Here is a 15,947-nt window from a genome sequence, read left to right on the forward strand (position 1 = left end):
AAGAATACGGATGGCGGCTTTACTTTTTGTGATATTTGTGCTAAAACAAAGTTTAGGACTAAAAAAGGAGAGTGTATTAAGATGACAAAGATAGATATTATCAGCGGCTTTCTTGGAGCCGGCAAGACTACGTTGATTAAAAAGCTTTTGAAAGAAGCATTTCAGAACGAGCAGGTAGTACTGATCGAGAACGAATTCGGTGAGATCGGTATTGATGGAGGGTTTCTGAAGGAAGCTGGAGTAGAGATCCGTGAGATGAATTCCGGATGTATCTGCTGTTCATTGGTAGGTGATTTCGGTACTTCTTTAAAGGAAGTAATTGAGACATACCATCCGGATCGTATTCTGATCGAGCCATCCGGAGTTGGCAAGCTGTCTGATGTGATCAAAGCAGTGGAGAATGTAAAAGACAGTGTAGATATCGTATTGAACAGCTACACAACAGTTGTAGATGTGAATAAGTGCAAACTGTATCTGAAGAACTTCGGTGAGTTCTACAGCAATCAGGTAGAAACAGCAGGAGCTATTATCCTGAGCCGTACGGATGTGGCTAAGGAAGGCAAGGTTGAAGAGGCTGTTAAGATGCTTCGTGAGATGAATGCAAATGCGGCAATTATCACAACTCCGATCGAACAGTTGGATGGTGCTAAGATTCTGGAGACGATGGAACATGTGGATTCTCTGGAAAAGCAGATGTTAGAAGAGGAACTGCGCCATCAGCATGACCATGAACATGAACATCATCACGAGCATGGCGAGGACTGCACCTGTGGCTGCCATGATCATGACCACGACGAGCACGAACACCATCATCACGAGCATGATGAACACGAGCATCACCATGCCCATGACGAACACGACCATCATCACGAGCATGAGCATTACCATGAGCATGATGAAAACTGTACCTGTGGTTGCCATGACCATGATCATCACCACCATGGACATCATCATGCAGACGATGTATTCTCAAGCTGGGGCAAAGAGACTGTGAAGAAATTCAATAAAGAAGAATTAAAAGTGAAACTTGCAGCACTGGATGCAGCCGATACTTATGGTGTAGTATTGAGAGCAAAAGGTATGGTTGCAGGTGATGACGGACAGTGGATTTACTTTGACATGGTTCCGGGTGAGCAGGAAGTCAGAACAGGAGAGCCTGAATTCACAGGACGCATCTGTGTAATCGGTTCTGAACTGAAAGAGGACGCACTGGCAGAATTATTTGAGGTATAGGTGACTGATTATGCAGATGGTAGATGACGCAAGAGTAGTAGTTTATCTGATGACTGGATTTTTGGAGAGTGGTAAGACTTCTTTCCTGAAACAGACGATTGATAAACAGTATTTTAAAATAGACGGAACGACGGTTATTATTCTGTGTGAGGAAGGCGAAGAGGAATATGAAGAAGACCTTCTTGCACGTGCAAAAGCGAAGATTGTTACCGTAGAAGATCCGGAAGAACTGACAAAGGAATTCCTTCAGGAAGTAGAAGATAAGTACCATCCGGAGCGTGTGATCTTTGAATGTAATGGTATGTATCCGGTCAGCAAGATGGAGGCGCTGAATGTGCCGGATGGCTGGGGGCTGATCCAGGAGATCACAACCGTAGATGCAAGTACATTTGATGTGTATATTGCCAATATGAAATCGCTTTTTGTAGAAATGGTGCGTAATGCAGATATGGTACTGTTTAACCGTTGTACGGAGGATATGCCGTTAGCCGGTTACCGCAGAAGTGTAAAAGTAGTAAATCAGGGAGCACAGATTATCTTTGAGGGTGCAGAAGGCGAGATTGAAGATATCTTCAGCGATCAGATGCCTTATGATCTGGATGCACCGGTTATTAAGATTGAGGATATGGATTACGGTATCTGGTATGTAGATATGATGGACAACCCGGAAAAGTATAAAGGCAAGGTTGTGGAGATTCAGGGAAGAGCAAGAAAGGCCAAAGGATTTCCGAAGGGTGAATTTGTACTTGGAAGAAGTGCTATGACCTGCTGCGCAGATGATATTACATTCCTTGGCTTTATCTGCAAGCATATGGCAATCGAAGATATGAAAGCCAATACCTGGGTAAGAGCCAGAGGTAAAGTAGGCTTTGAATTTAAGCGTGCTTATCGTGGCAGAGGACCGGTGATCACACTGGAATCCTTGGAACCGATTCAGGAGCCGGAAGACGAACTGGTATATTTTAATTAACTGATATTGTTATCTGGCATAAGATGACAATGTAAGATGAGAATACAGGAGAGTATATGAATATATTTTTGGGTATTATGATACCGTTTGCCGGTACAGCGCTGGGTGCTGCATGTGTGTTCTTATTAAAAAATGATATTCGGGCGGGAGTCCAGAAAGCACTTCTGGGTTTCGCGTCCGGCATTATGGTGGCCGCCTCTGTGTGGTCACTTTTAATTCCTGCTATGGAAATGTCTGAGTCCATGGGTAAGCTTCACTTTATCCCGGCGGCACTCGGATTTATGGTTGGAATACTTACACTTCTGCTGATGGACAGTTATGTGCCACATCAGCACCTCGGACAGGAAGAAGCGGAAGGCGTAAAGAAGAACTGGAGCCGGAGCATGAAGATGGTCATGGCTGTGACAATCCATAATATCCCGGAAGGAATGGCTGTGGGAGTTGTATTTGCAGGAATCGCGGCTGAGCATACAGATATCACGCTGGCGGGAGCATTTGCATTGGCGGTCGGAATTGCGATCCAGAATTTTCCGGAGGGAGCCATCGTATCCATGCCGCTTCGAAGTGAAGAGAACATGAACAAAGGCAAAGCATTTCTGTACGGAGCGGGATCAGGGATCGTAGAACCGATTGCAGCCGGAATTACGATATTATTGAAAGATGTGTTGATACAGGTACTTCCCTATCTGCTTGCATTTGCAGCAGGTGCCATGATCTACGTAGTTGTGGAGGAACTGATACCGGAGACAAGCGAAGGAGAACACAGCAATATAGGAACGGTGGGATTTGCACTTGGCTTTGTGGTTATGATGGTACTTGACGTAGCGTTAGGATGATTGAACAATTCATTAAGGAAAGTTTCATACTTTCTTCATAGACATGAAAGAAAATTGGCGTATAATGGAAAAAGATGTTGAGAAATAACGTCGGATAAAGTACAGGAAGTGAAGATAGATAATTATGGCACATAAAGGTAAGAAACCAGTAAAAAGACGAACTGCGGAGGAGCAGCCGAGACGCAGAGAACGGATTACGCCGGAGAGGTATGATCCGGATTATCATGAAGGACTGACGACGAATCAGGTTATGGAGCATCGACTGCAGGGATGGCGGAATCTGTCTGTGGAGGCTCCGTCTAAGACGACCAAAGATATTGTCAGGGAGAATACATTTACTTACTTCAACCTGATCTTTTTCGTGCTGGCGGTGTTGCTGATCATTGTAGGATCATTCCGTAACCTGACATTTCTGCCGGTTATTATTGGTAATACGTTAATCGGTATTTATCAGGAGATTCGGGCGAAGAACATATTGGATAAGATGAGTATGTTGAATGCGCCACATGCCAAGGTAGTGCGAGACGGTAAGGTGCAGCAGGTGGCTTCGGAGGATCTGGTGCTGGATGATATCGTGATTTTCAGTGCAGGCAATCAGATCTGTGCAGATGCAATCGTGTCTGCCGGAGAGGTGCAGGTGAATGAATCACTGCTGACCGGTGAATCAGATGAGATCACGAAGCGCAGAGGAGATCAGCTCATGTCTGGAAGCTTTGTAATATCCGGCAAGTGTCATGCCAGACTTGACAAGGTTGGAGAGGATTCCTATATTTCCAAGCTGACACTGGAAGCGAAGAAGATGGGCGAGGGCGAGCAGTCAGAGATGATCCGTGCACTGGATAAGCTGGTCAAATGGGTCGGTATTGCGATCATTCCGATTGGTATTATTCTGGTAGTGCAGAGCTTTTTCTTTAACCACGATCCGTTCCAGAGCAGTGTGACTTCGATGGTAGCGGCAGTGATCGGTATGATCCCGGAGGGACTGTATCTGCTGGCAACTGTTGCATTGGCGGTCAGTGCCATGCGTCTTGCCAAGCAGCAGGTACTGCTTCACGATATGAAGAGCATCGAAACACTTGCCAGGGTCAATGTGCTGTGTGTGGATAAGACGGGAACGATTACCGAGAACACCATGGCGGTCCATGAAGCAGTCGAGACGTTAGATTATTCCAGTGGGAAGGAAAAGGAGAAGTACCCACCTCTGGATCAGATGATCGGTGATTTTGCGGCAGCGATGACGGCTGATAATATCACTATGGAAGCGTTGAAAGCTTACTTCACAGAGAATACAGGGAAGAAAGCAGTGAGCATGACTTCATTCTCTTCAGCGGTGAAGTATAGCAGTGTTACATTTGAGGATGGGGCCTATGTACTCGGTGCTCCGGAGATGGTGCTTCGGGATGACTACATTCTCTATGAAGCAGAGATAGAACAGTATGCGAAAAAAGGATATCGTGTGCTGGTATTTGGTAAATATGAAGGTGAGATTGACGGTAAGAAACTGACTGAAAAAGTAGTGCCGTTAGGATATGTCACGCTTGCCAATCCAATCCGTGACAAGGCAAAAGAGACGTTTGAATATTTTGCGGAGCAGGATGTGCAGATCAAGGTCATTTCCGGTGATAATCCGATGACCGTATCTGAGGTCGCAGCTCAGGCGGGGATTGCCGGAGCTGAGCACTATGTAGATGCGTCTACTCTGAAGACGGATGAACAGGTGGCAAGAGCCATGGAGAAATACACCGTATTCGGCCGTGTAACGCCGAATCAGAAGAGACAGTTTGTACATGCGCTGCAGAAAGCAGGCAACACGGTTGCCATGACCGGTGATGGTGTCAATGACGTGCTTGCGCTGAAGGATGCGGATTGCAGTATCGCGATGGCATCCGGAAGCGAGGCAGCTACCCAGGCTGCGCAGGTAGTGCTGTTGGAGTCGGATTTCTCCTGTATGCCTTCCGTAGTATTAGAAGGACGACGTGTAGTTAATAATATCCAGCGGTCAGCGAGTTTGTTCCTGGTTAAGAATATATTCTCGTTACTGCTGTCAATCCTGTCTGCGGTATTTATGATCAGCTATCCACTGGAACCGTCGCAGGTATCTCTGATCAGCATGTTTACGATTGGTATTCCGGGATTCTTCCTGGCGTTGGAACCGAATAAGACTCGTATCAAGGGACATTTTATGACCAATGTCCTTCTGAAAGCACTTCCGGCGGGACTTACGGATGTGTTTGCAGTGGGAGCACTGGTTGTATGCGGACATGTATTCGGACTCCCGTCAGAGGATATCGCAACGGCAGCTACGATGCTTCTGGCGATTGTTGGATTCATGATCCTGTATAAGATCTGTCAGCCGATGAACAGTGTCCGCCTGGCGGTATTCAGCGGATGTATTGTGGGGATGATTTTCTGTGGAGTATTCCTGAATCAGCTGTTTGCTATGAGTGGTATGTCCACAATTTGTATTTTGCTGTTTGTCATGTTCTCGTTTGCAGCAGAATCCTTCTTCCGTTACCTGAGTATTCTGGTAGAAGACGTAAGGCTTCTGGTTAAAAGGATACGCGGTGATATTTCCAAAGAGGAACTGATCCATAAGCTAGAAGGGGAGGAACTTGACAGATAAGACAGATTCTGTTATGTTAGGGAAGCTAAAACCTGTATGGATTTTTCTGGTGTAACCATTTTTCGCCATACGATCACTATGATAGTGGTTGTATGGCGTTTTTTTACTTTACAGGAAATTGCTTTCCTGTAAAGTAAAAAACGCTCCGCGAGGATGCGCACTGCGGCGGATGAGGTAGATGTCGCAAGCGACCGCCGCAGGCGCGAGAATGTGCCAAGGCACATTCTTTGTTCTGTAATAAGATATCAGGAGTTATGAGGGAGGATATGATGAACGATACTTTTATGAAAGAGAAGCCGATTTTGCCACTGCTGACATCTATGGCATTACCGATGGTAGTGTCCATGCTGGTAAATTCACTTTATAACATTGTGGACAGTCTGTTTGTAGCGCAGATCAATGAGAAGGCAATGACGGCATTGTCACTTGTATATCCGCTGCAGAATCTGATGAATGCGATTGCAATTGGTTTTGGTATAGGTATTAATGCAGTAATTGCATTTCATCTGGGAGCGGGTAACAGAGAAAAAGCAGATATTGCAGCAACGCATGGATTTATATTTGCATTAATCCACAGTGTGATTATGATGGCAGCAGGGATTCTGTTAATGCCGGTATTTCTTAGAATGTTCACCGGAGATGCAGAAGTGATCGAAATGGGTATGCAGTATTCTGTAATCGTATTTTTATTTGCGCCGACGATTATGATCGAGCTGGTATTTGAAAAGTTATTTCAGGCAACAGGTAATATGAAGGTTACCATGCTAAGTCTGATGTGTGGATCGATTGCGAACATTATCCTGGATCCATTGATGATCTTTGGCATTGGTCCATTTCCGGAGATGGGAATCCGTGGTGCGGCACTGGCAACAGGACTTGGTCAGCTCCTGACCTGGGTAATCTATATTGTTGCGTATCTCAGCCCGAAGCAGACGGTGCATTTCCAATGGAAATACTGCCATCTGGACAGCGCGATTGACCGGAAGCTGTACGGCGTGGGGATTCCGGCAATTTTCAATCTGGCACTTCCGTCACTTCTGATCTCGCTGTTAAATGGACTGCTTGCAGCGTATTCGCAAAGTTATGTAGTAGTGCTTGGTATTTATTACAAGTTGCAGACATTTTTGTATCTGCCGGCAAATGGAATCATTCAGGGAATGCGCCCTGTAATCGGTTATAATTACGGAGCGGGTGAGAAAGAGCGTGTAAAGAAGATTTATCGATTGACACTCTATATGACAGGAAGTATTATGATTCTTGGTACGATACTCTGTCTGCTGGCATCTGGCCAGCTGATTGGATTCTTTACGACAAATAACGAGACGATCCGGATCGGACAGACAGCACTTCGTGTGATTAGTATGGGCTTTGTGATCTCAGCAGTATCGGTGACCACATCGGGAGCACTGGAAGGACTGGGAAAAGGAAAAGAATCTTTCCAGATTTCATTGTTCCGATATCTGATCACAATTGTTCCGGCAGCATGGATCTTATGTCGAATCGGTGGCGCGGAATGGGTATGGCATGCATTCTGGATTTCAGAGACGATCACGGCATTGATTGCATGGAGAATTTACCACAAATCAGTGAAAATGAACGCAGATAAGCATTCCCCCCGCTTCAAGTGCGCGGAGTACTAAGCGGCGGGTGATGGGGGATGCTTATGTCAGTGGGAGTTGAAAGCTCCCACTGACAGATCGCGAAGCGACTGCGTTCATGAGCAAGTAGCGAAGCGGATTGCGAATGTCCGCTTTACTTAGCTGAATACAGGGGGATGAGGTATGGCAGGAAAAGAGAATACTTTGCAGGAATTTGGAAGATACGTGTCACAGAGCGTGCTCAGTCAGCTTGGTGTATCCTGCTATATTCTGGCTGATACGTATTTTATATCGAAAGGTGTCGGGGCAGATGGTCTGACGGCGCTGAATCTGGCAATACCGGTATTCAGTGTGATGAACGGCTGTGGCTTTATGCTGGGTATCGGGAGCGGAACAAAATACGGCATTATGAAGGGCACGGGAAATGAAAAACGTGGCGATGTGCTGTTTACCAGCAGCTTGTGTGTGGTGACGGTGCTGGCTGTAATCTATATGTTGATCGGTCTGTTGGCAGCAGATCCAATCACGGCGTTTGTGGGAGCCAATGCAGAAGTATACGATATGACAAGAACGTATCTGCAGGTGATTTTATTGTTTTCTCCAATGTTTATGATTAATAATCTGCTTGGTGCCATGATCCGGAATGACGGCAATACGTCTCTGGCAATGACTGCGATGCTGAGTGGATGTCTGTTTAATATTGTATTTGATTACATCTTTGTATTCCCGATGGGACTGGGACTCTTCGGTGCGGTACTTGCAACGGCAGTTGCTCCGATTATCAGTATATTAATATTGTTGCAGCATTTTGTGAAAAAGAAGAATCGGTTTCGATTGATACGTGTCCGACCGGATGTGAGACTCGTGGCATCGGCAGCAGGGCTCGGTGTGCCGTCCCTGGTAACAGAAGTGTCATCCGGACTGGTAATTGCAGTATTTAATTTGCTGATCCTTGGTCTGGCGGGAAATGTAGGCGTGGCGGCATATGGTGTGGTAGCTAATATATCCATTGTCGTAATTGCTATTTATAATGGTATCGCGCAAGGGGTGCAGCCACTTTTGAGCCGTGAATACGGGCGCAGCCAGGAAAAGAATGTGCATAGATTCCTTGGTTGCGCAATGAAGCTTACAGTTGTACTTGCGATTGTGATCTACGTGGGGATTTACTGGAATGCAGATGAGATTGCAATGATCTTTAACAGCGGTCGGGATATGGATCTGCAGAGAATAGCAGTAGAAGGACTTAAGATTTATTTTACAGCCTGTCCGTTCGTAGGAGCGAATATCCTGCTTGCGATATACTTTGCGGCAACAGATCAGGCGGCTCCGGCACAGATGATCTCATTGCTTCGCGGGCTGATCGTGATCATACCGCTGGCATTTATCATGGCAAATGTGGCAGGGCTTACAGGTGTGTGGATGACATTTCCGCTGACGGAGTTGGTGGTATGTGTTGTGGCTTACGGATTATATAAGAAGATGAAAAAAACTTATTTAAAATGAATGAATAATAATTGATAAAATTATATTTGTAAATGGTTAGACGGAAATGACAGTGACAACTAGCCTAAAAAGAAAGCCTCAGAGGTGACGTCTCTGGGGCTTTCGCTTTGTGCACCTGTGGCACGATATCCTTTAGCTGACGCTAGTATAACATATGCGAAAGCTAAAATCAAGTATATACAGACATTGTGAAAATATTCATCGGCATATTTAAAAATCATCTCAATGCTTCTACAATCTCCGGGAATTCCATTCCGTGAGATGCCTTGATTAGCACATTATCTCCATCTTTCAGAATATCTTTTGTCTGTGCAAGGAAGTCTGCTTTTGTCTCAAACCAGAGTGCCTTTGTGCCATCTGAAGCAGCACCTTCGGCAATCTCTTTTGACATCGGACCGATGGCACATACCAGATCGATACCAATCTCTGCTGCATATTCACCGACAGAACGATGAAGTGCTGCGTAATCCGGTCCCAGCTCGCCCATATCGCCGAGTACAGCGACCTTGCGTCCGATACCCATATTCAGTACATCCAGGGATGCCTTCATAGATACAGGGTTGGCATTGTAGCAGTCGTCCAGCAGGATCAGACGATCGGTCTGGATGATATGGTTGCGTCCCGGAATGGATGGCAGAGATTCGATGCCGCGTTTAATCTCTTCGGTAGAAAGTCCGAGTTTGGAACCGACTGCGGATCCTGCCAGTGCGTTGGATACCATATGGATACCAGGAATTGGTACAACGCAGGAGAAGCTTCCTTCCGGCAGATGAATGGTGCAGAAAGTTCCTTTCAGTCCTAATGGTTCTATATCTGTAGCGTATATCACGTTCTTATCCTGATCCAGTCCGTAGAAGATTGGGTCAGACCCTTTTACTGGTCCAATGGTAGAAAGGAGCGGATCGTCTCCATTCAATACAACGGAACCACCCGGCTTCATATCCTGGAACATCTGTGTCTTTTCCTGCATGATACCTTCGCGTGTTTTCAGGAATTCCAGATGAGCTACGCCGATATTAGTGATTACGCAGATATCAGGGCTTGCAACAGTGGAAAGCTTGCGCATTTCTCCAAAGTGATTGATACCCATTTCCAGCACGGATACCTGATGTTCTTCGTTCATTTCAAAAATAGTCAGTGGAAGCCCACATTCATTATTGAAGTTTCCCTGTGTTTTGTGAACGTTGTATTTTTGAGCCAGTACGGATGCGATCATTTCCTTGGTACTGGTCTTGCCGACGCTTCCGGTGATACCTACGACTTTTACGTCGAAGGAGTCACGGTAGAGTTTAGCGATGTCAAGCAGGGCCTGACCGGTAGCCTCTACCAGTATGTAGGGATAATCGGTATCACCCAGATCTTCGTGGGCTACAACACAAAGTGCGCCCTTCTCGATCGTATCCGGGATGAATTGGTGTGCATTAAAACGTTCTCCGTTGATTGCTACAAAGAGAAAGTCCTTTTCTACCTTGCGGCTGTCAATGGTAACGCCGGCAACTTCCCGGTCTAAGAGACTTTCGTCACCGTGATAGGTACCCTGGCAGGCGCGGGTGATGTTTCTTAAAGTAAGATTCTTCATGTGTTTGCTCCTAATTCTGGTATCTGGTTTCTAATGATTTGCGGATGATCAGTTCGCAGAATTCTCCGTATTCGTATCCGGCAGCTTTTGCAGCTTTCGGGAGAAGACTTGCGCCTGTCATACCAGGAAGAGAGTTGACTTCCAGACAGTAGAATTCTCCGGTGTGGTTATCTACGATAAAGTCTGCACGGGAATATACATCCAAACGCAGTGCCTCGAATGCTTTTTCGCCGGCAGCCTGAATCTGTGCAGTCTGCTCAGCATTCAGTGACTGTGCAGGACAGATCTCGCTTGCTCCCCCAATCTGATATTTATTTACGTAGTCAAATACGCCGTCCTTTGGAATGATCTCAACCAACGGAAGAGCTTTGCCGTCTACGATACCGCAGGCGTACTCACGTCCGTCGATAAATGGCTCGATGACTACTTCGTCTTCTTTTTTAAATGATGTTTCGATGGCATCACGATATTCCGCATCTGTATGTACGATGTGTACGCCGATGCTGGATCCGCCGGAACAAGGTTTTACAACTACCGGAAGATGGAATCCCAGTTCATCCAGCGTGCAGTCTTTGTCCTTGCGGAACAGATGTGTACCGGCTGGTGTTGGAACGCCCTGTGCCTGAAAGATTTCTTTGGTAACACCCTTATCCATAGACAGGGCACATCCAAGAGAATTCGGTCCGGTGTAACGGATGCCGAGGATATCAAAGGCAGCCTGCAGTTTGCCATTTTCTCCCAGACTTCCATGCAGAGCCATAAATGTAATATCTGCCATGGAGCAGAGCTCTAATACATTCGGTCCCAGATAACTTAAAGAATCACCCGGGCGGGATGCCCACAGAGCATCCAGATCCGGCTCTTTGATCTGGATATCGGCAGCGATGCCAAGACCGCCGTCTTCCTGGTTAAATACTTCTTCTAATTTGTCGGAATCCCAGTCAAGTCCCATGAATGCGTCCAGCAGATAAGCCTGGTGTCCACGTTCACGCAGTGCCTTGCAGACACTGGCACCGGAATTCAGGGAGACGTCGCGTTCGTTGCTGTAGCCTCCTGCTAATACAATAATCTTCATAATATTAATACTCCCTTATAATTATTCTCTTCCAAGCTGATTCAGCAGCTCTTTCTTTACTGCGTACAGCTTATCAGATAAGTCTACGTATACACGGTGTGGATAGAACAGACGCTTGGTCTCATCCCACAGAGTTGCTTTTTCCTGGGTACAGTATGCTGCGATCTCTTTTACAGATGGTGACTGGTAAATGCACTCGCCGTTGTGGAAGACTGGCACCATCAGTTCTCGCATGCTGTAAGAGCCGCCTTTGAGCTTGGTTTTTTTCCATGTCTCCAGTGGATCGAAGATCACAAGATCTTCATCCGGGTTAAATGCTTCGCCTACAAAGCAGATCAGATCAGCACGGATCTTACCGGTTGCCTTATCATAGATTCGGTAAATGGTCTTGTTACCAGGATTGGTAATCTTTTCTGTATTCTCAGACAGCTTAATCTTCGGTACGAATTCGCCATCCTCTGTCTTGATAGCAGCAAGTTTATATACGCCTCCGAATGAAGGACAATCCTTGGAGGTGATCAGGTTGGTACCTACACCCCAGGAAGTGATTGCTGCGCCCTGGATCTTCAGGTCATGAAGCAGATATTCATCCAGGTCATTGGATGCTGCAATCGTAGCATCTTCGAATCCGGCTTCATCCAGCATCTTACGTGCTTTTTTAGACAGGTAAGCCAGGTCACCGCTGTCCAGACGGATGCCGTAGCGGGTCAGCTTCACACCTGCGTCACGCATTTCCTGAAATACGCGGATTGCGTTCGGCACACCGGATTTCAGAGTGTCATACGTATCAACGAGCAGAGTGCAGTTATCCGGATAGAGATCAGCGTAAGCCTTAAATGCAGTGTATTCATCCGGGAAGCTCATGATCCAGCTGTGTGCGTGGGTTCCGAGCACCGGTACATCAAAAAGCTTACCTGCAAGTACATTGGAAGTACCTACACATCCGCCGATCACAGCTGCTCTTGCACCGTAAAGACCTGCATCCGGTCCCTGAGCACGGCGCAGCCAAATTCCATAATTCCATCGCCGGCTGCTGCAAATACAACGCGGGAAGCCTTGGTGGCGATTAGAGACTGGTGATTGATAATATTCAGGATCGCAGTCTCTACAAGCTGAGCTTCCATGATCGGAGCGACAACTTTAAGTAGTGGTTCCTTTGGGAAAATGACGCTTCCTTCCGGGATCGCATAGATGTCACCACTGAAGTGGAATCCACTTAAGTAGTGCAGAAATTCCTCGTCAAAGATGCCGAGGCTTCTGAGATAGTCAACATCCTCATATGTGAAATTCAGTCCTTTTACGTATTCAATGACCTGTTCCAGTCCGGCGCAGATTGCGTAACCTCCATTGCAGGGATTCTGACGATAAAATACATCAAAAATAACGATCTCATTCTGGCCCTTTTCATAATAGCCCTGCATCATGGTTAATTCATAAAAATCAGTCAGCAAGGTTAAATCTCTTTGATTCATCTTGATTTAACTCCTTTATACATTTTTTGTTTCATTTAAATCTAAACAGATGCCGACGAATTGCTCCGCACTGTACATCTTAATACCTTATTATATCATCCTGAATCGCAAATTAAAAGATTGCTTTACACCAGGGCGGCATTTTTGCGAATTGTCTCCCGGATAATATCACTCACATAGGTATCCAGATGTTTGCGTGTCTCCCGATCCAGATCTTTTGGATAGATTGGAGCGCCGTATTCAATGATTACGTGTGTCTTCTTGATCCGCGGGAGATGTGCTTCAAAGATTTCGATGGTATTATTCAGGGAAAGCGGAATAATGGCACAGCCGGATTTCTCGGCAATCTTCAGCGCACCGCCTTTGAATGGCAGCAGACTTAATTCGTCGCCTGTATTCCGGGTTCCCTCTGGGAAAATGCAGATGGATATGCCTTCTTTGACATAGTCGATAGCCTGCAGAATCGTCTTCAGCCCTTCACGTACATTGTCGCGGTCTAGAAACAGGCAGTAGAGTGCCTTCATCCAGTCGCGGAGCAGAGGATACTTTAACATCTCTTTTTTTGCTACGTATCCGGTCAGATGCTTGCAGCGAGAATAGGTCAGCAGAATGTCAAAGTAGCTTCTGTGATTACCTACAAAGAGAACCGCTTCGTCAGGTACATTTTCCTCTCCGAGTACAGTGATCTCGGTGCCGCTGATCTTCAGGATTACGCGGAATGCCCACTGCACCAATCGCAGGGAAGCATAGTCCCCGGCTTTTTTGTTGATCTTACATATGAGACGCAGGATCAGATAGACCGGGATGCCCAGGATCAGATATAAAAACAAAAATAATGCAACAAATATAAATCGAATCATAACTATCCTCCTTAATATCTGCCGTAGAGCTGTGACATATCGCGCAGTTCTCTGGCCAGATCTTCGGTGAGGAGGCCGGAACGAAAACGCCAGCTCCAGTTACCGGCAGCACGGCCAGGCATGTTCATGCGTCCTTCTTTGCCGATGTCCAGTACATCCTGCAATGGAAAGATCGCATAGGCAGCGGTGCTTGACAGACACAGACGGATCAGCTGGAGGCTGATGGTATCGGTGTCGACTGCGTGCAGATAACGGCGGAGCTTGTGCTTGCAGTCATCGCGGAGCGTCTCATACCATCCGAGTGTGGTGTCATTATCGTGAGTTCCGGTGTAGCAGACACAGTTCGGAGTCGTGAACTGATGTGGCAGGAAACTGCTTTCTCCTGTGTCTTCAAAGGCAAACTGCAGCACTTTCATGCCCGGAAATGCGAAGCTGTCACGGAGTGCTTCTACTTCAGGTGTGATCACACCGAGATCCTCTGCGATGATCGGAAGACTCTCCCCCAGTGCATTCTGGATAGCTGAGAATAATTTTCCTTCCGGACCTTTCTGCCATTGACCGTTTACTGCAGTCGGCTCACCATATGGGACGGCCCAGTATGCTTCAAATCCCCGGAAATGATCGATCCGGAGAATGTCCAGGATCTGTAATTGATTCTTTACACGAGAGATCCACCACTGGTAGCCTTCGCAGTCATGAGCATCCCAGTCGTAAAGTGGATTGCCCCAGAGCTGGCCGGTAGCAGAGAAATAGTCCGGCGGTACTCCTGCAACTGCAGTTGGGAACCCCTTGGTGTCTAGCTGGAACAGATGCTGGTTGCCCCACACATCGGCACTGTCCATGGATACAAAGATCGGAATGTCTCCGATGATACGTACGCCCTTTTCATTAGCATAACGTTTCAGATCCATCCATTCACGAAAGAACAGGAACTGGACGAATGCATAGAAACGTGATTCATTCGTAAGTTCTGCTCTGAGGGCTGCCTTTTTGTCTGGATCCGGTCTCCGGCAGTCCTCTGGCCAGTCCAGCCAGCAGCGTCCCTCGTGACAATCTTTCATGGCCATAAATAACGAATAATCTGAGAGCCATGCATCCTGCTCCCGGCAGAAATTCTCAAAATCCCAGTTCAGGTGAGAAGCACGTCCCTCCTGAAAAGACTGAAAGGCCTTGCGGAGAAGACCATTTTTCCAAGGGATCACTGCACCGTAATCTACCTGTGTCGGATCGCCTTGTGGACAGGAATTCAGGTCATCCTGGCTGACCAGTTGAAGTTCCTGCAAATAAGCCGGACTGATCAACAGAGGCTGTCCTGCAAAAGCGGAGAAACTCTGATATGGGGAATCTCCGAATCCTGTGTGTGTCAGAGGAAGCACCTGCCAGAGATGCTGACCTGCCTGTGCAGAAAATCTATGAATTCATAAGCACTGCGGCCCAGATCACCGATCCCATACGGGGAAGGAAGTGAAGTGGGATGTAATAGAATGCCGGATGTACGCGGCAAAGATGTTCCATTCATGTGTTACTTGTCTCCTTAGTTTGTTATAGAATGATAAAATTCTGATGATGCCTGCAGATTGTCCCAAGGTTTTTCATCCACTTATGAGCAAGCTCATGTGGATTTAGACTTTTGGACTCTGGTATCATATTATTTTATCATAAATTACGCATTTTTCCTAGTGATTCCGCGTAGATATGTATATCAGCTGGGAGGCATTCTTGAACAGCCGAGAGCAGGTCTGGGGGATTGTGTAATGAGGGAGGGAAAAGGACGAACATATAAAAATATAAGGAAAATATTCTTTGTGGGTGCAATCTGTGCAGCACTGTTGTGCGGATGCAGCGTAATACGTATAGATATCCGAAAAGTAAGAGATCTGCCATATACTGTTGTAGATGAATATGATGTGCCGGAAGAAATGCGGCAGGCGATTGCAGATCAGGAGCAGGAGTCATTTCTATATACCTGGGCAAATGAAGGCAGGCTTTATATTGCACGGGGGTATGGGAAGCAGGATACGGCAGGTTATCAGATTCAGGTGGATGCATTTTACGAGAGCAGTAATGTACTGGTGTTTGCAACCACGCTTCTGGGGCCGGAACCGGATACCGATACAGAACAAGGAACGACTTGCCCATATCTGGTGATTCAGACGGATTATAATCCCAAACATGTCATAACAAAGTAGAAATATAGG

General features: G+C 46.5%; 10 protein-coding genes and 2 pseudogenes. 7 read left to right on the top strand and 5 right to left on the bottom strand.

Translation table 11 applies throughout. From position 1 onward, the window contains the following. The first annotated feature begins 81 nt into the window (after positions 1 to 81). The 6 genes from DXA18_RS05005 (at position 82) to DXA18_RS05030 (ending at position 8,763) form a co-directional block, all read left to right on the top strand. Complete coding sequence (locus DXA18_RS05005; RefSeq protein ID WP_118382959.1) at positions 82 to 1,233, top strand: CobW family GTP-binding protein; 1,152 nt, start codon at positions 82 to 84, stop codon at positions 1,231 to 1,233. A 10-nt stretch (positions 1,234 to 1,243) separates the two neighbouring features. Further along, positions 1,244 to 2,203: a TIGR03943 family putative permease subunit gene (locus DXA18_RS05010; protein ID WP_243007042.1), complete on the top strand. Its 960-nt coding sequence runs from the start codon at positions 1,244 to 1,246 to the stop codon at positions 2,201 to 2,203. A 56-nt stretch (positions 2,204 to 2,259) separates the two neighbouring features. Further along, positions 2,260 to 3,039: a ZIP family metal transporter gene (locus DXA18_RS05015; RefSeq protein WP_118382960.1), complete on the top strand. Its 780-nt coding sequence runs from the start codon at positions 2,260 to 2,262 to the stop codon at positions 3,037 to 3,039. A gap of 124 nt (positions 3,040 to 3,163) precedes the next feature. Then, positions 3,164 to 5,662, top strand: coding sequence for a cation-translocating P-type ATPase (locus DXA18_RS05020; protein WP_118382961.1), 2,499 nt, complete (start codon positions 3,164 to 3,166; stop codon positions 5,660 to 5,662). Positions 5,663 to 5,931: 269 nt separating this feature from the next. Beyond that, the gene (locus DXA18_RS05025; protein ID WP_118382962.1) at positions 5,932 to 7,302 is read left to right on the top strand and encodes an MATE family efflux transporter; all 1,371 of its coding nucleotides are present in this window, start codon (positions 5,932 to 5,934) and stop codon (positions 7,300 to 7,302) included. 141 nt (positions 7,303 to 7,443) lie between these two features. Next, positions 7,444 to 8,763 carry an MATE family efflux transporter gene (locus DXA18_RS05030; protein WP_118382963.1) on the top strand — a complete coding sequence of 440 codons (1,320 nt, stop codon included), beginning with the start codon at positions 7,444 to 7,446 and terminating at the stop codon, positions 8,761 to 8,763. Positions 8,764 to 8,980: 217 nt separating this feature from the next. Here DXA18_RS05030 and DXA18_RS05035 read toward each other — a convergent pair whose 3' ends face one another. The 5 genes and pseudogenes from DXA18_RS05035 to malQ form a co-directional block, all read right to left on the bottom strand. Further along, positions 8,981 to 10,342, bottom strand: a complete 1,362-nt coding sequence (locus tag DXA18_RS05035) for a UDP-N-acetylmuramoyl-tripeptide--D-alanyl-D-alanine ligase (protein WP_118382964.1) — start codon at positions 10,340 to 10,342, stop codon at positions 8,981 to 8,983. A gap of 10 nt (positions 10,343 to 10,352) precedes the next feature. Further along, positions 10,353 to 11,417 carry a D-alanine--D-alanine ligase family protein gene (locus DXA18_RS05040; protein ID WP_118382965.1) on the bottom strand — a complete coding sequence of 355 codons (1,065 nt, stop codon included), beginning with the start codon at positions 11,415 to 11,417 and terminating at the stop codon, positions 10,353 to 10,355. A gap of 21 nt (positions 11,418 to 11,438) precedes the next feature. Continuing rightward, positions 11,439 to 12,889: pseudogene (locus DXA18_RS17305) on the bottom strand (nicotinate phosphoribosyltransferase). A gap of 125 nt (positions 12,890 to 13,014) precedes the next feature. Further along, the gene (locus tag DXA18_RS05050) at positions 13,015 to 13,749 is read right to left on the bottom strand and encodes a lysophospholipid acyltransferase family protein (protein ID WP_118382966.1); all 735 of its coding nucleotides are present in this window, start codon (positions 13,747 to 13,749) and stop codon (positions 13,015 to 13,017) included. An 11-nt stretch (positions 13,750 to 13,760) separates the two neighbouring features. After that, positions 13,761 to 15,268 (bottom strand): annotated as a pseudogene (gene malQ / locus DXA18_RS05055) (4-alpha-glucanotransferase). Positions 15,269 to 15,503: 235 nt separating this feature from the next. Between malQ and DXA18_RS05060 the strand changes: the two are divergent. Then, positions 15,504 to 15,938 (top strand): protease complex subunit PrcB family protein, encoded by a 435-nt coding sequence (locus DXA18_RS05060; protein ID WP_147345572.1) that lies wholly within the window; start codon positions 15,504 to 15,506, stop codon positions 15,936 to 15,938. Positions 15,939 to 15,947: the final 9 nt, after the last annotated feature.

It is taken from the genome of Dorea sp. AM58-8 (assembly GCF_003464045.1).
GTDB classification, from domain to species: domain Bacteria; phylum Bacillota; class Clostridia; order Lachnospirales; family Lachnospiraceae; genus Claveliimonas; species Claveliimonas ammoniilytica.